The following is a 19,050-nucleotide window of genomic DNA, read 5'->3' on the forward strand; positions in this document are numbered from 1 at the left end:
TGAGACAACTGAGTTACGTCTGTTCAGCACGGGGTTGCACATTTAGAGCTTCGTGAATTAATTAGCGTACAAATTCGCGCGTTCGTTTGGACTATATACATTTGTTTATAAAAAACAATATTTTGTAGAAAACGCAAACCCAGCGGGTTTTCTCGCAAAATTGAACCTGTCAAGGCCCCTTTCTTGCTGGGAAGGGGTTGATCATCTCATTTTAGGCTATTGGGCTCATGCTTCCTATAAATTATAGAGACAAGAAAATCTGCATTATTGGCCTTGGATATGTTGGCCTCACTCTAGCCGTAGCGATGGCCGATGCCGGCTTCCGTGTACACGGAGTGGAAACGAACCCCGAAATTCTAAAGTGCCTTGAAGAGGGCCGCGCGCACTTTTCCGAAGTCGGCCTAAATGAACGCCTTGCGCTGCAAATCAACAATGGTCGGTTCACTTTTGCGCCCAAAGTGATGCCAGATGAAGAAACAACCGTTTATGTTGTGACAGTCGGCACACCACTGAATAATCATAAACGGACCAACTACGATTCTTTTAAGGCCGTGATGGCCGCCATTTCGACTGTGATTCAGGAGGGCGACATGGTCGTCTTGCGCTCCACCGTCCGTGTGGGTGTCACGACAGAGTTCGCAAAGCCCGTCCTCGATGCGACCGGCAAGTGGTATGATCTGGCCTTCTGTCCGGAACGCACGCTTGAAGGCAAGGCTTTGGCCGAGCTGAGCACACTACCCCAGGTTGTGGGCGGCATCAATGACCGTTCAACATTCCGCGCTTCCCAGCTTTTTAGCTTCCTTACTCCGTCGATCGTCCGCGTTCAAAACTCTGAGACGGCGGAGATGGTGAAGCTAATCAACAACACGCAGCGCGACATGATCTTCGCCTTCGCCAATGAGGTCGCCGAAATGTGTGATCAGCTTGGTATTTCTGCAAAAGAAGTGATCGCCTCGGGCAATCTCGGCTATCCGCGCGCGAACCTGCCTTATCCTGGCCCCGTTGGCGGACCTTGTCTCGAAAAAGATCCCTACATCCTGGCTGAAGGCCTGGAACACATCGGCTATAAGCCTCAGATCTCGATGACAGGCCGCCTCTGGAATGAGGGACTACCCCAGCGCACCGTGGCGCGTATGGCGAGCGAGTTGCGTGAACGCGGGGCGCCTGCAGACCTCAAGATTGCCGTTCTCGGTGCCGCATTTAAGGGGCGCCCTGAAACCGACGACCTACGCGGCTCGCTCGTGGTCCAGATCATATCAGAGCTGAAGACCGCTTTCCCGGAAGCCCAACTCACCGCATGGGATCCAATCGTCACGGTCCCGAACCTCAAGACACTCGGCCTTGAGGCCTATGAAAGCGTGGAGGAAGCCTTTGATGGCGCCTCGCTTGTTATCATGCAGAACAATCACCCGGTTCTAGAACGCCTGAAGCTTGGAAAGCTCTCGGAATTGATGCAGAAGCCCGGCCTTTTATTCGATTACTGGCACCAGCACGACCTCCGCGTGAACGCGGAACTTGCAGAGGGCGTTCGTTACGCCCCGCTGGGTGCTTTCAACGCAAAAATGGAAATCGCGCAATGACAAAGATTCTGGTTACTGGCGTCGCCGGTTTTCTAGGCTTCCACCTGGCCCGCTATCTCCTTAGCCGAGAGAACACCGAAGTTATCGGCGTCGACAATATGGTTCGCGGCGTTCACGATCAGGCTTTGAAGGCCCTTGGAGATCTGGGTAAGTTCACATTTATCGAGGCAGACCTCTCGAGCGAAGAGGCCGTCAAAGCACTCCCCGTTGATGTGGACTATGTCTATCATCTCGCAGCGATGAACGGCACGCAAAACTTCTATGAGCGTCCGATGGACGTTATTCGCCACTGCACTATACCGACCATGCTCCTGGCCGAGCATTACGGCAAGAATGCTACGCTTAGGCGTTTCGTTTATGCTGGCACTAGCGAAAGCTACGCGTCTACCGTCACCCGCTTTAACTGGCCGGTGCCGACCGACGAGAGCGTGCCGCTTTCGATCGACGATATCACCAACCCCCGCTGGTCCTATGCAATGGGCAAGATGCACGGCGAAGTCGTCACCGCTCAAGCCGGGCGTGCCTATGACATGCCATACTCGATTGTGCGCTTCCACAACGCCTATGGTCCTCGCATGGGCGACAAGCATGTCATACCGGACTTCTACGCTCGCGCTCGCGAAGGCCGCTTCGAACTCTTTGGTTTTGAAGATACACGCGCCTTCCTCTACGTCGATGACGCGGTACGCGGTACTGCCCTTATTGGCGAAACCGACGCCTGCGCGGGCGAGGTTGTCAATCTTGGCGGTGCCAACGAGCTCACCATGCTCGAGCTCGGCAAAGTGATGATGAAAGTACGAGGGATGGAAGCGGAAATCACGCTTCATCCGTCACCCGCTGGTAGCGTCAAGCGTCGCGCGCCGAACCTCTCAAAGCTTCAGCAGCTGACAGGTTTCAAGGAAACGGTTTCTCTGGAACGCGGCCTTGAGCTCACCGCCAAATTCTACCTAGATGATGAACTCGTGGGTTTCGGTGCGTAGTCGCATCTTCCCTGCAGAAAGGAGTTACGTGTGTCTCGCCCGGTCGTCATAAACGGAAAATTTCTGTCTCAAAAAATGACGGGCGTTCAGCGTGTTGCGTTCGCCTTTGCAAAGGGGTTGAAAACACGATTTGAAGCTGACGGACGGGGGCACGAACTCAGCATTGCCCTGCCCAAAGGTACAGAACCGACTGAACTGGGCATACCCCAAGTCGCGCCATCACGCCTAAAAGGTGTGCCATGGGAGCAGCTCGAACTGCCTGTTCAGACTGGAAAGCGACTCCTGGTCAACCTTTGCAATGTCGGGCCCTTAACGCACAAGGGTGACATACTCATCATTCATGATGCTCAAGCGTTCATTTCCCCGCAATCTTATTCCAAACCCTTCGGTACTTGGTATCGCACCATATTGCCGCACCTGGCGAGCAATGCCGCGCGGGTCCTGACCGTGTCCAACTATTCACGCGATTGCTTGGCTGAAGTGGGCGTTGCACCGGCGGAGAAGATTGAGGTTATTCATAACGGCGTCGACCACATCCTGGACATACGTGCAGATGCAACTGCCCTGCAGAGAATGGGGTTGACATCGAAGACCTACTTTCTCGCGCCAGGTACTACCCAGGCTCATAAAAACATTGGTGTGATTATTGAGGCGGCCCGTCGCCTCGAGGCTGACGAAATTCCAGTCGTGCTCTTCGGATCGGCCACCGCTTCGGCGTTTGCCGAGGCCGGTTATATCCTACCGTCAAACGTCGTCTTAGCCGGTCGTGTTTCGGATGGCGAGCTTCGTGCACTCATAGAAGGTGCGCGCGCTTTCCTATTTCCTTCAGCAACAGAAGGTTTTGGCCTGCCGCCATTGGAGGCTATGCTGTTGGGAACACCCGCCGTTGTGGCGCCGTGTGGCGCGTTGCCTGAACTTGTTGACGACAAAGCCTTATTCGCACAGGCAGACTCCCCTGACGATTGGGCAGAAAAAATAAGGTCTCTGGCTCGTTCCGACGCCCAATGCCGTGAATTCGGTATGGCGGGAATGAGACAGGCTCAGAAATTCAACTGGGAATCGGCCACCGAGAAACTTTACCGGGTGATTTTAGAAACCCAGCGATTATGATGACTTTTTTCCTGCGCCCAACCTTAACTAGCACGCTTTTTGCAGTGAGTGCTCACACGCAGAAATGGTCACGAATAATGTCCCGAACTGAAAAAAGAACCTTGAGACCAGAAGGCCGTCGTCCGCGGATCGCCTTCGTCCACGAGTGGTTTACACATTTCGCCGGTTCGGAGAAGGTGCTCGAGGCGATGCATAAAGATTATCCGGAGGCGGATATCTTTGCCCTCATCGACGTGATCCCTGAAAAGGAACGTCCTGCCTTCTTGAAGGATCGGCAGATCAGGACGTCATTTCTGCAAAAACTGCCGTTCATCCGCCACTACTACAGATTCCTCCTGCCGATCCTACCATTTGCCGTCGAGCAGATAAATCTTGCTGGTTACGACATCGTCGTCACCAATAGCCATGCCGTAGCCAAAGGTGTCATTACGGGACCGAACCAGCTCCATATATGCATGTGTTACACTCCGATGCGTTACGCATGGGACTTGCAAGACCAGTATCTTGAGAACTCCAAGTTCCCAGGGCCGATGCAATGGCTTGCGCGCTGGTTTCTGCACAAAATCAGGATTTGGGACGTGCGTACGGCAAACGGCGTGGATCATTTCATCGCGGTTTCCAAATACATCTCGCGCCGTATACGGAAGGTCTATCGTCGCGAGTCCACCGTGATCCACTGCAATGTGGAAACCGATAACTTTACGATCGGTGCACCGGCCGGAGATTTCTATCTCGCCGCTTCCCGTATAGTTCCTTACAAGAAAATGAAGCTGATCGTTGAAGCCTTCAACGAGATGCCTGATAAGAAGCTCTGCGTCATCGGCGCGGGTCCCGGCCTTAAGACGCTTCAGGCTATCGCCAAATCAAATGTCCAGGTGATGGGCTATCAGCCGTATAAGGTTCTGTTGGAAAAAATGCAGACCGCGCGTGCTTTTGTGTTCGCCGCTGAAGAAGATTTCGGCATTGTACCAGTGGAAGCTCAGGCCTGCGGTACGCCAGTCGTAGCCTACTCCGTTGGTGGCGCAGCCGAGACCGTTGTTGACGGCGTCACCGGCGTTCATTTCCACGAGCAGTCTGTACCAGCCATCTGCGCCGCTGTGGAACGCCTTGAGCGTATACACGGTGGGTTTGATCGCGAAACGATTCGTGCACATGCTCTGAAGTTTTCGACGCAACGCTTCCAACGCGAGTTTAGCGAGCTCTTGGAAGAAAAATGGCGCCTGCATTGCGAAGATATAGCGATCAAGCCGACCGAACCGAAGTTCGAAAAAATAGCTTGAACGGACGTTGAAGATTAGGCTTCTGACCATTTGCAAGCCGTCTGCCGACCCGTGTACAAGTATGCGCGAGATCGGCAGTGGCTCACTTAGCGGGGTTGGTGGTCGCTAACTGAGGTCGTTTCAGCAGCCACCGTGCGTAAGACTTGAGCAGTGTGACCAGGCCGATTTTCCCCGTGCGCCTCAACTCCCCCGCAAAAGGTGAGAACAGCGCATATCGGAGATAAAGAAAAGCCCAGGGATGCCATTCATCGCTCCGCCACGGTTTGAAGGCCTCGGTGAAATGAATGATTGCGGGGCTTGAGCCACTTTCATACTGTTGCCTGAACTCGTCATACAGAAATTTTCTTTGGAAATTCCATCTTGAATTCAGAGGCTTCCAATTTCTCCATAGGCCGAAGTTGAGCGCGTCCTGATCCGCGAGTTCGCACTTCTCGCGTTTGTTGACAAGCAACTCGATCGCCTGCTCCATTATGTGGTTCTGGCGAAATTGTTCGACGTCGATCAGCAGCATACCCGCGTTAAAGTAACGCCCGATCCCCACCAGTCGCCAACGTTGCGCAAATTCCTCGCCGGAAATTCCTGGATCAACGACTGCAGCACAAGGCATACCGTCGAGGGATTGATCCCACAACTCGCCAATGTCGTCATCGACGATCATGTCGACATCGAGGTAGAGTATCTTCCGGATGTCTCGTGGAAGGACCTCAATCAGTGCCAGTCTGAGATAGGTTGCTCTCGAGATATGGAGTAAGGCGGTAAAATCAAGCACACGGTGGGTCGAGAGGTCCACCCAGTCTATGCATACGCCTTCAGCGCCGCTCTGGAATTTCTGAATGTCGCCCTTCGAAATACCATCGTACAGAATGAAAACTCTGAGGGCTCGTTGCGTCTTCGCTTTGATAGATTTTATCAGTGCCAGAGTATGCGGCAGATAGTTTCGATCGGTGCAGACAGCGAGATTGATGATGGACATGACTATCGCTTTCTGAAAACGTAGGAGACCATCCCGTCAATGTTACCCAGAACAATCTCTCTATAGCCAAAGGGCAAGCCATCAATTCTGAAATGGCGGCGGTGCAAGAAGTCTGCAAACCAGCTCTTGCAAAGCCAGATGAAGTGCTTGGAAAATTGCGGGCTGGATTTCAGGTGCTTAACGTATAGAGCCCCATTTGCCCGCATATATTGCTTGAAGAGCTTTTGTGCCTGATGCTCTTCCCGCCGGCCGTGAAAATGGAGCACAACCATGTCCGGCACGTAGTGAATTTTCACACCCGCTGCCGCTGCCCGCACTAGGTAATCCAAGTCCTCACCCGGAAACGGCGTGCCTGCCCCCAGTTCTTCATCAAAATCACCCAGAAGTTCGAAGACCTCACGTCGAAAAGTGAAATTTGCACCGTGAATGAAGCCTGCGGGATGATCGGGCGCAGCCCAGTAGGCAGCGTCGTTGTCCGTCTTGATGGTAATAGGAAGATCCGCAGGGTCTCCCAGTTCGACCCGCCCCCCCCGAATTACCGAATCCGTCTCACCCTCGTAATGGCGCGTCAGATCGATGAAGTAATCTTCTTCCATAATGCAGTCATCATCGGTGAAGGCTATGACGTTTCCAGACGCCTGCCTTAGACCTGCGTTACGCGCGACGGAAAGGCCAGGTTTGGGCTCTAGGTATATGACGACCTTGAGGGGTTGCTTGCCGGCCCAATCTTCCAGAATGTCTTGTGTCGCATCGGTGGAACCGTTGTTAATCACGACAATTTCGATGTCTCCAACACCGAATTTGCGCGCGGCGCCAACGATAGAATCCAAACAGGTCCTTATAGAACTGGCTCTGTTTCTGGTACAGACAATTACAGAAATCATTAAAAATCCTGATAACTCGATATATTAAATGAAGAAACAAAAATTCGAGTGTCACCTTCATGGCACTTTGAGGCGTCAAATCCAAAGAACCATCGGACATCTTTAGGCTGTGAACACAAACACTCACTCTCGACAGGCATCACACGTTCTAGGAATTATCCACCTGCAGAACCAGCGTCGATTGGACGACGCGTCGACTTGGTTAAAAATGCAGTGTCGAATATTTCTAACAGTTCGACTAGCCATCCGATAGATTTATACGCACCATCTGCGGCGCAGCGACCATAGCTGCGTTTTTATTGCATATCTTATTCCATCCTTAACGAGCGTACCAGCGGCTACGTCCGGCCTTACTGACGGCCCTAAAATCAATTCACCCGTGACCGGTGCGTGCCTTTTACACAGCATCCGCACAAGTTCGTCACATTTGCATTAGAGCGCTTTCCTTTCAAGTTGGATCATATCCGCAGGTGAACCGCACCGGATTTGCCGGAGGCCCCTAACTCGTGAGTAGATAGGGCTATGACAAACAAGACGACGAATAAATTTTCCCCCGAGGTCCGTGAGCGCTCTGTTCGGATGGTTCTGGACCATGAAGCCGATTACCCGTCGCGATGGACAGCGATCTTGTCGGTGGCTCAGAAGATCGGCTGTGCGCCGGGTACGCTGAATGACTGCATCAAGAAGACCGAAGTCGATAGCGGCAAGCGCGCCGGCGTTCCGACTGATGTGGCGGAGAAGATGAAGGCCCTGGAGCGCGAGAACCGGGAGTTGCGGCAAGCCAATGAGATATTGCGCAAGGCCAGCGCTTATTTCGCCCAGGCGGAGCTCGACCGCCCGTTCAAGCGATGATTGCGTTCATCGATGATCACCGGGAGGCGTACGGGGTCGAGCCGATCTGCAGAGTTTTGCCGATTGCCCCATCTTCCTATTTCGAACGCCTCGCTCAACGCAAGGATCCGGATCGACTGTCGGCACGGGCGAAGCGTGATCTGGAACTGAAGCCGGAGGTCGAGCGCGTGTTTGCCGAGAACTACGAGGTCTATGGCGTGCGCAAGGTCTGGCGCCAGATGAGACGGGAGGGGATCACGGTTGCCCGCTGTACAGTCGAGCGGTTGATGCGTGGCCTCGGCCTGCAGGGTATCATTCGTGGAAAGCCAGTTCGTACAACGGTTTCCGATAAGGCGGCGCCTTGCCCGCTTGATCATGTGAACCGGCAATTCCGCGCACCGGCGCCCAACCGCCTCTGGGTTTCGGATTTTACGGATGTCGCCACTTGGCAGGGCTTTGTCTATGTGGCCTTCGTCATCGACACCTACGCCCGACGGATCGTCGGCTGGCGCGCAAGTCGTACCGCTCATGCCAGTTTCGTCCTCGATGCGCTGGAGCAGGCGATCCATGATCGCAGGCCAGTTCATCGCGGGGGCCTGGTTCACCACTCGGACCGCGGAAGTCAGTATATTTCTATCAAGTACACCGAGCGCCTGGCTTAGGCGGGTATCGAACCCTCAGTCGGGAGCGTCGGCGATTCCTACGACAACGCCTTGGCTGAAACCATCAACGGGCTTTACAAGGCCGAGGTCATCCATCGAAAAGGACCATGGCGGAACTTCGAAGCCGTTGAGTTTGCCACCCTCGAATGGGTCGACTGGTTTAATAACCGAAGGCTTCTTGAACCTATAGGCAACATACCGCCGGCTGAGGCTGAACAAATGTACTATGCCAATCTCGACACTCAAGAGATGGCAGCATAACTTTTTTAAACCGGCCTCCGGCAAATCCGGTGCGGTTCAAGGAGATAGAATAGTTCTTTCCTTCACCGGGCGAGATGAGGTCGGTGAGCTTTCCGATCGCGCTCCACAATCCATCGACTGTCCTTTCGGCGGCTTTTCTCAGCAATGCCTTGAGTTTGGAGAATGCCTTTTCGAAGGGGGGGGTGAAGTCTGGGCTGTAAGGCGTCAAGAGCATAACCGTAGCTCCATCCTTTTCGATCAGCGCTTGAGCTGATGCACGCTTATGGCTCGACAGATTGTCTATGACGACGGTGTCTCCGGGGCCGAGCGTAGGCACCAGGACCTGTTCGACGTGGGCTTCGAACCAGTTGCCATTGATTGGCCCATCAAGGGACCAAAGGCGCTGTCATTCCCGTAAGGCGCAGCCCCGCGACCAGAGTCGTCGTCTTGCGGTGTCCGTGTCGAAACCCCATACGCAAGCGCTCGCCCTTTTTGCATCGTCAGCGCGTTCGGGCCATATTGGTCGCCGTCCAGGTTTCGTCAATGAAGACAAGCCTTTCAAAATCAAGATCGGGTTGACAGTCAAAACAGTCCTGACGCCTGCGAAGGGCATCTGGCCAAGTTTGTTCTATGGCGTGGCCAGTCTTTTTTCGCGTCTGGTCATGACGGATCAGAAAGCGATGCAACGCGGATTGACTGATAACAATGCCTTTCAACGACAAGGCATCGCGTAGTTCGTGAAGTGTGCCGTCGCGGTTGTCCGCGAGCCAGCCCAGTATCGCCTCCGCATGAACCTCTGTTTTTCGAGATCTATGATCGCCTCCTTGGGGATCAGGGCGCGGATACTCCTGATCTTTCTACTGATGACGCCAACGGCTTACCCTGGCGGCACTTACATTATACCGCGCTCCAGCATCCGTGTGCGTTGCGCCTCCTGCCACTGCAGCCAGAACCCTTTTCCGAGTATCCACCGAAAGTGCAGTTGCCATACCAGCCGACCTCCCTGCCGAAGGGAAAACGCTCCAGGAGTGTTGAGTGACGAACGCGACCTCAAGAAATTTAAACATAGACGCATTTAGAGTTATTGGCTTTGCGTCCGCATTTATACTGCGCTCCATATAAAAATAAATATTAATAAAAAAAATCACGCTACGCCATATATCTATTAAAAATACATTTAATTTATCAAATTATATTGAGAATGTTCTAATAAATTGCAATTACAAATTCACCAAACATAATAGTATCAAGCTTAATTTCATTATTTTTATTTACAATAATCTCTACAGGCGTGTATTATTTATCATTCATTGAAAAACCGCTGACTCGATTTATAAATTTTACATTATTACACTGAGCAATGTCTAAAATAAAGGCGTGCGGGAAGGGATACTGTAATAGATTTTAAATTATGATTACATGGACGATCAACGCCTAAGTATCTTAGCAGACAGGCCTCGGCCAAGATTCAAGGCGGCCAGCAAGGTCTCACGTCCCTTCGGAAACGCCATCATTGCGCTGACTGTCGTGCCATAAACCAAAAGGCCATAAAGGGGTAAACTGAAAAAGGGGCTCATCCCTGCGAGCAATGGTTGGACAAAGTGGCCGAACGCCAACGCGATGCCAACACTAATGTAAATTGGAAGCACAGCACCCAACACTGTTCGCCTCTTGATCCTACCGTTGCTGGTAACCAGCCACCAAAGCAGCGGAGTGCGGATATATTCGCTTACTGCGTAGGCGGCAGCCACGCCAACAGGTCCGTATGGAAGCCCGATGAAGAATGCGATGATGCTAGTAATCGCGGTGACCAATCCCCAAATGGACATCGCTTTTGTACGTGCCTGACTGAGAAACAACCAGCCGGTAGGATTATTCAACATTTGAATGAAAGCACAGATCGCCAACACCTTGAAAATGGGAATCACTCCGAGCCATTCATCTCCTAAAACGAACGGAATTAAAACGTCCGCGGATACGAGCAACAGAGCGACGGCAGGGACAGTCGCTAGAAGCGTCAAGGCAAGGGCTTTATTAAATGCCGCTCGATACCGATCCGGATCGCCATGTAAACGCGACAAGGCCGGCAACATTACTTTGGAGAGGGGCCCAGTAACATTCTGCAATGGGTAGAGCAGAAGCTTGTAAGCGCGATCATACAGCCCGAGGGGTACCCCACCCCATTTCTGACCGATCAAGACATTGTCGAGATTGCGCGCGAGGTAGTTGAACACGTTAAAGCTCGTGACCCCGGCACCAAAGTGCAGCAATGATTTAACCTGTGCGAAGCCGCCGGGTTTGGTAGGCAACCACCGAACGGTCAACCATAAAGTGATAACGGGCAATAAACTACTTACCACCATACCGACATATAGGGCCCAGAAGGTGGGAGAGACAAACGTCCAGGCAATGGATGCCAAAACGCCGCCCACTGCGCCGATTGTATCTAGTACGGCCAGAAGACCGAACTCCATCCGGCGGTATGTGATTGCACCATGGATACTGCCTAATGTCCCGAAAAGGATTAGAGCAGACATCGCAATCAGCAGGTAGGTGACCGATTCTTCATGATAGAACGCCCCCGCTAATGGCGCTACGGCAATGACGATAAGCGCCACAACAAGGCTCACGCCGAAATTTATCCAGAAGAGGGCGTTCACATCATCGTGGGTGACCTCTTTTTTCTGGGTGAGCGCCTGACCAAACCCAAGATCCGTGAAAAGCGTGATGAACCCAAAGACCGGACCCGTCATAGCCATTATCCCGAAATTCTCCGGGGAAATCAGCCGCGCGAGCAGCACAACCGAAATTATCTGAGTTATAACCTTTACCGCCTGTGAAGAGCCGGTAAACAGGACTCCGGACATAACCTTATCACCCATTTGGGTGATCTTCGGGTCAAATATGTTATTGGACATGCTGGCAATGAGCCTTAACGTATCAAAATGAACGAACGGGTGCCTACCAAGTATCGAGCCTGCGCTGCCAACTGGCCCACATAGGAAGGAAATTTTATTATTTTTTGAATTTCTCTTGTGGGTTAAGATGGTAATGTAAGTCGGGAACCCTACGCAATGGCTTTCTAAGACTGGCAAAATCCTACTGCCTTTTTTTTGCACAGACGTCTTTTTGCTTGCCCTTTGACATAGGGGCCGCTTCATAGACTTCCTCCACATATGCGCCGGAACGGACACGAACGACGATTTATTTTGACCTAGATATGATCCGCATTTCGCGACAAGCGATCTTTCACCAATTTTAACAAATGAATTTATTGTTCTCAATTATATTCCCAAAATTAAAACCTCAAATCAGAAGCGATTCCTACAAAACAATTACATTAGTACAATTGAAAAATATATTTTAGAATGAAGATATCTGTATATTTGCCAACAAAGAACAGATCAAAACTGCTAAAAAGGGCAGTAGAATCTGTACTTAATCAAGAATACAAAAATTTAGAGCTTATTGTTGTCGACGACGGGTCAGAAGACGAGACGCCACAAATGATGGCTTATTTTGTCAAAGGTGATAACCGCGTCACTTATCTCCGCAACGACAAATCAGTGGGTGCACCCGCATCACGCAATCGAGCAATCAAAGAGGCTAAGGGCGACTTCGTCACGGGTCTCGACGACGATGATCGCTTTCATACCGGACGACTTTCAGCTCTGGTTGAATACTGGGGAATTCAGTCAAAATATAACAATAATATTAGTGGAATTTATACTCAAGAAGTCGGTGAAATTGATGGCGTGGCTTCGGGCACCAGTCGGAAACTGAGCACAGTTAAATTCGATGACTTTCCTGACAATAATCAGATTGGTAACCAGATTTTCTCTCCAAAGTCGCACTATGAAGCAATAGGAGGCTTTGATGAAAGCATGCCGGCTTGGCAGGATATGGAGCTTTTTATCCGGATGACAAAGAGTTTTGGGCCAGCCCGACTTCTGGACATCCCGTTATACTACATCGATAACACGCCACGCACGGATCGCATCTCCAGCCACGAACAAAGAGTTCGCAAAGCATGCCAACTGGTGATCGAACGGCACTACCCTGGCCGCCCACGGGATCATCAAAAATTCTGGCTTCAGGTCTTTTCGCCGCATTACGGCTTCAAGCCGAAATTCGAAGACTTTCAGGTATTTAACAAAATGGGGTTTTGGCCAGGCGGTTTACGTAAGCTGATCGAGGCCAAAACCCGAGCGACGTGAGTTGATGGCTCGATCGATTCTGACCGAATTCGAATGTCTGAAAAGCCCAAGATTATTTCATCAGTGTCGCGGAGCCACCTATGAGAATCTGCATTTTTGCCGGGACATTTCCCAAATTGTCCGAGACCTTCGTTTTGGATCAGGCGGTATATCTGGCTGAAATGGGAAATTCGGTAACGGTGATCTGCTCGCATCACGACAAAAACTTCGCCTCCGGACGCATTGGAACTGTGTTCGACAACATTACGGTCCATACATGGCCTAGCATCAAGGTGGCCGAGCTTCGCCTCCTACCTTGGCGATTTCGCGAACGATTGAGCCGATTCTTAAACAGCCGCCTCTTGCGAAAATTTAACACTGCCGACGTGTGGGTTGCCCAATTTGGCTGGGAAGGCATTCACCTAACTTCATATTCCGATGTTAATCTGACGACGCCGCCAATCGTGACCATTTTTCATGGGTACGACGTCGGTGTTGAGCGTAAAAAGAATGGTCTGAAAGTCTACGAGCGCTGTTTCGACAAATCAGCCGGTTTGATAACCGTTAATCAAACTTTTCGCCAAAATCTGGTCGAGGCGGGAGCGGCACCTGAGAAATCGGCCTGTGTTCATTTAGGCATTCCGCTCAACGCTTACAAATTTGGACAGACACAACGTAGCGGCGCTTTAAAGCTAATCTCCGTTTGCCGCCTTGTGGAAAAGAAGGGCATAGCGACGGCAGTAGCTGCACTTGCCGTACTGAAAGAACGTCGACCAGACATCTCATTTACGTACACGATTGGCGGTGACGGGCCGCTTATGGACAGCCTGAAAGACCAGGTTTCTGCGGTCGAACTTAATGACCGAGTTATCTTCCGCGGGCCCCTGTCTCACAAACAAACGCTTGAAGCTATCGCAGCGGCTGATGTGCTTATGGCTCCCAGCCAAGAAGCCGAAGACGGAGACGTAGAAGGCATTCCTGTCACGATCATGGAAGCAATGGCAGTTGGAACAATAGTTTGTTCAACCAGACACTCGGGCATCCCTGAATTGGTAGATGATCAAATAAGTGGGCTATTGACCGCCGAGGGGGATGCAAATGGCCTAGCTTTGAATCTGGAATGGCTAGCGGACAATAGGGAGCAATGGCCCAGAATTCAGGTAGCTGCGCGACATAAAGTCGAAAATGACTTCGATCAGGTGAAGCAAAACGCTGAATTTCTTTCAACAGTTGAGCGGCTTTGCAAAGCAGCGAGGCGTTAGCTGTCCCGGGGATTTACTTTAAGTACCTTGCGGGTAACACCCTCCAGCCGCACAGCGCTTAAAACTCCCGTGGCATGTGCGCCTGTGTCTACGCCGATGCGCCATTTCTGATTTACAACCTCTTCTTCCGGCGTGTGTCCGTGGACAACGGCCTTGCTACAGGCGCGGCTCACCTTCAAGAAGCGCTCTCTTATCCAAAGCAATGTATCTTCTCCCTGTAATTGTCGGTCCTTCCAGGGATCAATGCCGGCGTGGACAAAGAGGTAATCTCCGGCCTCAAAACTCAGTTTCAGGGAGGTCAGTAATTTGCGTTGGAGCGGGGTTATTGCCGCGCGTAACTTTTGGCGAAGGGCTTCCCACTCTTCGCCCGTTTTGGGCTCACCAGAGATGTGTACTCCGAAGGACTGAATTGTTTCGAGCGCACCGTAACGAAACCACTTCGGCCCAATTTCTGCATCCTTTAAAAACTTAAGCAGGACCTGCTCATGATTTCCCTTGAGGACGACGGTGTCACACCATTCCTGACGCTGCAGGGCAAGGATACCGTTGAGCACTTTAGCGGATTCACGGCCCCGGTCTATGTAGTCGCCGAGCAAAATGATCCTGCAACGCGTTTCAGTGTGCTCCATGTCAGCTTTTATACGGTGAACCATTTTCTTGAAGAGGTCAAAACGGCCATGTACGTCACCGATGGCATAGGTCAGCCGATCAATCGCGGGCTCACCATTGGGGTCACAAAAATGCACCTCATATGGAAATGGCGCGAGATCCAACTACGAGCTCCTGAAAATCCTTGATGAAAGGTTAATCGAGAAGCTATAGCATATTTGTTGCGGCGCAAACAGGTCGAAATAGCACGCAGGCGACTGTGAGCCGGAAAGCCCTCGTTCTTGTCGAGCAGGACTTGACTATCCGAGTACGCGCTACGACCTGAAAGCCACGAAAGTAGTTATGCCTCGTTGCGCCGCTCGCTCGCCTTTCCACGAACAGCTAACACCTGCCGATCAGAGGCTCGACGCCGAGGAATCGCACGACCTCGCTGGGCAGCGCGAACATAGTTTCGAAAGGTCTCCGCATACGCGGGCAGCGTTGCAGCAGCCACACCGATCGCGTCCGCGAGCCAGTCCATTACGCTAGCACTACGTCCAGTAAAAAGCTGAATGATTTCAATCAAAGCACCTACAAGCAGAACCGATAAAGCCAGGTCTAGCCGACGAATTTTTGGCACAGCGAGCTGCAACATGAATGTCAGCGCGAAGAAGGCTATAACGTGCGCTTCCTTATCATTTAATCCAAAAGCTTGCTCGGCACCTTGAAACGGCCCGAGGACGAGGACGCCTACTAGAAGCGAAAGTGCAATTAGGCCAGACCTCACGAGTAGAACGGCTTTCTCAGCTCGAGGCATTATAAAAATCTCCTTCACTGAAACATTAGCCCGATATGAAAAATAAATAGCTGAAACTTATGGTTAAATATTTCTTTCCATGCGCATTTCCGATTTAAGAACAGGCTGAAAGCACGTAATTGCTCACGTGGTTGGCGGATTTTGGGTTGAGCGAGGAATCGGGTTCTGAATCCATGGGGTCATGATGCGTCCTCCGCGACGTTGCCCCCAGGTTTTATCCAAGTTTGGGTCCACCCATCACCCTTCTGACCTGCTCCCCGAAAATCGAGGCCATTTAAAACTGGAATTTTCCAATTAAGATCCCGCTTGCGGGATGAGGAGAACTTCATGAAGAAGTCGAAGTTCACGGAGTCGCAAATTGCGTTCATCTTGAAGCAGGCAGATGACGGCGTGGCGGTCGCCGAGGTCTGTCGCAAGGCCGGCATATCGGACGCGACGTTCTACAATTGGCGTAAAAAGTACGCTGGATTGATGCCGTCAGAGATGCGGCGAATGCGCCAACTGGAAGAAGAGAACGCGAAGCTGAAACGGATTGTCGCGGATCTGTCGCTTGATAAAGCCATGTTGCAGGATGTTCTCGCAAAAAAGCGCTGAGGCCTGCCGCCAGACGTGAGCTTGTTGACCGGGTGATTGCCACCTGGCAGGTGTCAGTCCGAAGAGCCTGTCGGGCACTTCGGATTGATCGCCCGATGTACCTCTACAAGCCGCGCACAGGTGATCAGGCCGACCTGAAAAAGCGGATTACAGAGATCGCCCAAACTCGAGTTCGGTATGGCTACAGGCGCATACATGTGCTCCTCGTACGTGAAGGCTGGGTCGTTAATCCGAAACGAATCTACAGGCTTTACAACGAATTGGGCCTTCAGCTCAGGAAGAAACCACCCAAGCGTCGCGTGAAGGCCAAACTTCGGGAGGATCGCCGTGAAGCCACGCGTCACAACGAGACCTGGGCCATGGACTTTGTCCACGATCAGCTCTGCACCGGCCGGAAATTACGCATATTGACTGTCGTGGACACGTTTTCCCGCTTTTCGCCGGCGATTGACCCCCGCTACACTTACCGCGGCGAAGACGTCGTACAGACCTTGGAAAATGTCTGTAAGCGCGTCGGCTATCCAAGGGTCATTCGGGTTGATCAGGGCTCGGAATTTATCTCTCGCGACCTTGACCTTTGGGCTTATCAGAAGGGAGTTACGCTCGACTTTTCGCGGCCTGGAAAGCCGACAGATAACGCCTTTATCGAGTCTTTCAACGGCAAGTTCCGAACGGAGTGCCTGAACGCGCACTGGTTCATGAGCCTTGACGACGCCCGTGAAAAGATGGAGTCTTGGCGTAAGGACTACAATGAAGTCCGACCCCATAGTGCCATAGGCAATAAACCCCCGATATCACTCGTGTCCGGCTCCGAGGCGCTCGCCGCACACTGAGCCCTAACCCCCGGAAATTCTAGTTTCGGGTGGCCAAGAAATGGGGAGCAGGTCATAACCCCCGGAAATTCTAGTTTCGGGTGGCCAAGAAATGGGGAGCAGGTCATTAATTGGAAAATTCCAGTTTTAAATGGCCTCGATTTTCGGGGAGCAGGTCACTTCGTCTACCAGCCCAAACCGGGACAGACGATTTTCGAGATTTGCCCTAGCATGTCGTCACCAAGTCGCTGCGGGCCAACACAGGGCACAACCACCATTGCGTCTATTTGAATCTATACTCTGGATTCAGAACTATAAAAAATGTACAGACGATAATCCGAAAGTCACCTACCAGAGACCACGTTCGGATATATTCCCGATCCGAGCGGACACGACTTACTACATCATTTGGAGTACGAATCTCCCCCCGAAAGCCGCGGATTTGTGCCAACCCGGTCAGACCTGGCCGAGCGAGAAATCTCTGTTCGTACCCCTCAACCAACTCTGCGAACATCTCGTCATGGACAAGGGCGTGTGGCCTTGGTCCAACAAGCGACATTTCACCTTTTAGGACGTTTATCACCTGAGGGAGCTCGTCCAGACTTGAACGGCGCAGGAAGTGCCCGATTGCGGTAATTCGGGCATCTCCCGCTACTACCTGCCTTACCGACGCTCCATCCTCCATACAGTGCATAGAACGAAACTTGTATATCGAGAACTTTTTCCCATTTAGGCCACTGCGCGTTTGACGGAATAGAACCGGCCCCTTGCTATCCAGCTTAATGGCGAGAGCAATGAAGACCAGAGCAGGAAGCAGAAAAAAAAGAACAAGGCCGGCGAGGAGAAAATCGATCATGCGCTTAGAGACACTCATCCCCACTTCAGATTGAAGCGAGGGTTGCAGGCAATCACCTGGACCTGAGTTTCCAAAAATGCTGCCAGAATGCATATCGAAATTTCTCATTGTCTTGCTCGTCTCGACTTTCATTGTCGCAAAGCGGGATAAAACCCCCTTCATTTGGATAGTCAGCACTAATTGTGCCAGTCACAGTATGAGACTACCATCCGGAGCAGAATGCAGGACTCTCGGAAGTTGATCGGAAATAATTCACCTTATTCCCGTCAGCGGACAGCATTAGCAATCTCCCAATAAAATCACTTGATTCACTTTGGTTTTTCTGCGGCGAAGCCCGCATTAGGAAAGTCTAAAATGTATTTCTAAACCGCCTTAGTGGCTTTTCGAGCAGGTACCATGAGAGTTCCGCACCTGCGACACTCAGTCATGAAAGCACTATTACCTTCAATGCCCAGGCATATGGTGAGGACGCTCATATTCCGGCGATAAGCCTTTCAACCCGCGCAGCTACGATTATATGGTAGACATAGATATAGTAACTGATTTTTCGAATATGGACCATCGGCGGCCACGACAACCACCTTGCGTAGGATTCATTAGGCCGTAAACTCATAAAACGGGTCTTCAATCCGTCTTATGCGTGATTCAAGGCTTCCATTGATTTGGAGGCCTTTTTTGATGACCCGTCGCCGCTATGAGCTGACAGAAACAGAACGGGAAATTATTTCGACGCTACTCCCGAACAAGTCTCGCGGCGTCCCTCGTGTTAATGATCGCCGCGTCATCAACGGCATGTTATGGAGGTTTCGGACAGGCTCGCCATGGGCGGATATTGGGGAACTGTACGGGCCTTCGGCCACCTGCTATCATTGCTTTGTCCGGTGGCGCGAGGCGGGCGTTTGGGACCGGATTTTAGCCTACATATCAAAGGCCTTTGACGGTGATATCATCATGATTGACTCCTCCTGCGTCCGCGTGCACCAACATGGTGCCACGGCAGAAGGGGGGCTTTGACGATGGCTGCATGGGACGTTCCCGTGGCGCGCTGACAATCAAAATCCACGCTGTCGTCGATGCCGAAGGCCGGCCTATCGCGCTAGGGGTGACGGCCGGGGAGGCTCATGATAGCCAGATGGCCTTGCCCATTCTGACCGCCATGAGGGAAGGTACGATTGTGTTGGGCGACAAAGCTTACGACACAAACGCCTTGCGGTAAGCGTAAACATGCTCCCATGTTGCGGATCTTATGATTTTTGGATCAGGCGCCGGCTTGATCCGGCTTAAAATTCCAGGGCATGAGTTCATCGAGACGAGAGACGGCCCAGCGGTCTGCGACGCGCTGAAGGATCTGTGTCAGCCAGGCCTGCGGATTGACCCCACCTCGG

13 protein-coding genes, 4 pseudogenes and 1 other annotated feature are annotated in these 19,050 nt (G+C 51.8%); of the genes and pseudogenes, 9 read left to right on the forward strand and 8 right to left on the reverse strand.

What is annotated here, in order from left to right; all coding sequences use genetic code 11:
- Positions 1-227 precede the first annotated feature (227 nt).
- The 4 genes from PQU94_RS00635 to PQU94_RS00650 all read left to right on the forward strand — a co-directional run bounded on the left by PQU94_RS00635 (position 228) and on the right by PQU94_RS00650 (position 4,950).
- On the forward strand, positions 228-1,580 hold the full coding sequence (locus PQU94_RS00635; RefSeq protein ID WP_272739560.1) for a nucleotide sugar dehydrogenase: 1,353 nt from the start codon (positions 228-230) through the stop codon (positions 1,578-1,580).
- The gene (locus tag PQU94_RS00640; protein ID WP_272739562.1) at positions 1,577-2,560 is read left to right on the forward strand and encodes an NAD-dependent epimerase/dehydratase family protein; all 984 of its coding nucleotides are present in this window, start codon (positions 1,577-1,579) and stop codon (positions 2,558-2,560) included. The genes PQU94_RS00635 and PQU94_RS00640 overlap by 4 nt, the downstream gene beginning before the upstream one ends.
- Positions 2,561-2,590: 30 nt before the next feature.
- Positions 2,591-3,670 (forward strand): glycosyltransferase family 4 protein, encoded by a 1,080-nt coding sequence (locus PQU94_RS00645; protein WP_272739563.1) that lies wholly within the window; start codon positions 2,591-2,593, stop codon positions 3,668-3,670.
- Positions 3,671-3,747: 77 nt separating this feature from the next.
- The gene (locus tag PQU94_RS00650) at positions 3,748-4,950 is read left to right on the forward strand and encodes a glycosyltransferase (protein ID WP_272739564.1); all 1,203 of its coding nucleotides are present in this window, start codon (positions 3,748-3,750) and stop codon (positions 4,948-4,950) included.
- A gap of 82 nt (positions 4,951-5,032) precedes the next feature.
- On the opposite strand, the gene PQU94_RS00655 is transcribed toward PQU94_RS00650, so the two are convergent.
- Complete coding sequence (locus PQU94_RS00655; protein ID WP_272739566.1) at positions 5,033-5,923, reverse strand: glycosyltransferase family 8 protein; 891 nt, start codon at positions 5,921-5,923, stop codon at positions 5,033-5,035.
- 2 nt (positions 5,924-5,925) lie between these two features.
- Complete coding sequence (locus PQU94_RS00660) at positions 5,926-6,807, reverse strand: glycosyltransferase family 2 protein (RefSeq protein WP_272739568.1); 882 nt, start codon at positions 6,805-6,807, stop codon at positions 5,926-5,928.
- Between the two features lie 522 nt (positions 6,808-7,329).
- Between PQU94_RS00660 and PQU94_RS00665 the strand changes: the two are divergent.
- Positions 7,330-8,561: pseudogene (locus PQU94_RS00665) on the forward strand (IS3 family transposase).
- Positions 7,614-7,730, forward strand: a sequence feature (AL1L pseudoknot). (Overlaps the previous pseudogene by 117 nt.)
- A 49-nt stretch (positions 8,562-8,610) precedes the next feature.
- On the opposite strand, the pseudogene PQU94_RS00670 reads toward PQU94_RS00665, so the two are convergent.
- Both PQU94_RS00670 and PQU94_RS00675 read right to left on the reverse strand, forming a co-directional pair.
- A pseudogene (locus PQU94_RS00670) lies at positions 8,611-9,529 on the reverse strand (IS630 family transposase); the annotation flags it as partial.
- A gap of 438 nt (positions 9,530-9,967) precedes the next feature.
- Positions 9,968-11,458 (reverse strand): lipopolysaccharide biosynthesis protein, encoded by a 1,491-nt coding sequence (locus PQU94_RS00675; RefSeq protein ID WP_272739569.1) that lies wholly within the window; start codon positions 11,456-11,458, stop codon positions 9,968-9,970.
- Between the two features lie 450 nt (positions 11,459-11,908).
- On the opposite strand from PQU94_RS00675, the gene PQU94_RS00680 reads away from it, so the two are divergent.
- Entirely contained in the window at positions 11,909-12,757 is an 849-nt protein-coding gene (locus PQU94_RS00680; protein ID WP_272739571.1) for a glycosyltransferase family 2 protein, read from the forward strand.
- Positions 12,758-12,837: 80 nt separating this feature from the next.
- A complete protein-coding gene (locus tag PQU94_RS00685; RefSeq protein ID WP_272739573.1) occupies positions 12,838-13,998 on the forward strand; it encodes a glycosyltransferase in 1,161 nt (386 codons plus the stop codon).
- Here the strand turns inward: PQU94_RS00685 and PQU94_RS00690 are convergent.
- On the reverse strand, positions 13,995-14,771 hold the full coding sequence (locus tag PQU94_RS00690; RefSeq protein ID WP_272739575.1) for a metallophosphoesterase: 777 nt from the start codon (positions 14,769-14,771) through the stop codon (positions 13,995-13,997). The genes PQU94_RS00685 and PQU94_RS00690 overlap by 4 nt on opposite strands.
- 176 nt (positions 14,772-14,947) lie before the next feature.
- A complete protein-coding gene (locus tag PQU94_RS00695) occupies positions 14,948-15,403 on the reverse strand; it encodes a VanZ family protein (protein ID WP_272739576.1) in 456 nt (151 codons plus the stop codon).
- Between the two features lie 327 nt (positions 15,404-15,730).
- On the opposite strand from PQU94_RS00695, the gene PQU94_RS00700 reads away from it, so the two are divergent.
- A protein-coding gene (locus tag PQU94_RS00700) for an IS3 family transposase (RefSeq protein WP_272739578.1) occupies positions 15,731-16,830 on the forward strand; the annotation gives its coding sequence in 2 pieces (ribosomal slippage) (positions 15,731-15,980 and positions 15,980-16,830; 1,101 coding nt in all).
- Positions 16,831-17,092: 262 nt separating this feature from the next.
- On the opposite strand, the gene PQU94_RS00705 is transcribed toward PQU94_RS00700, so the two are convergent.
- Positions 17,093-17,842: a sugar transferase gene (locus PQU94_RS00705; protein WP_272739579.1), complete on the reverse strand. Its 750-nt coding sequence runs from the start codon at positions 17,840-17,842 to the stop codon at positions 17,093-17,095.
- Positions 17,843-18,343: 501 nt separating this feature from the next.
- On the opposite strand from PQU94_RS00705, the pseudogene PQU94_RS00710 reads away from it, so the two are divergent.
- Positions 18,344-18,878: pseudogene (locus tag PQU94_RS00710) on the forward strand (IS5 family transposase); the annotation flags it as partial.
- Between the two features lie 45 nt (positions 18,879-18,923).
- Here PQU94_RS00710 and PQU94_RS00715 read toward each other — a convergent pair.
- Positions 18,924-19,040: pseudogene (locus PQU94_RS00715) on the reverse strand (transposase domain-containing protein); the annotation flags it as partial.
- Positions 19,041-19,050 lie beyond the last annotated feature (10 nt).

It is taken from the genome of Asticcacaulis currens (assembly GCF_028550395.1).
In the GTDB taxonomy this organism is placed as follows: domain Bacteria; phylum Pseudomonadota; class Alphaproteobacteria; order Caulobacterales; family Caulobacteraceae; genus Asticcacaulis; species Asticcacaulis currens.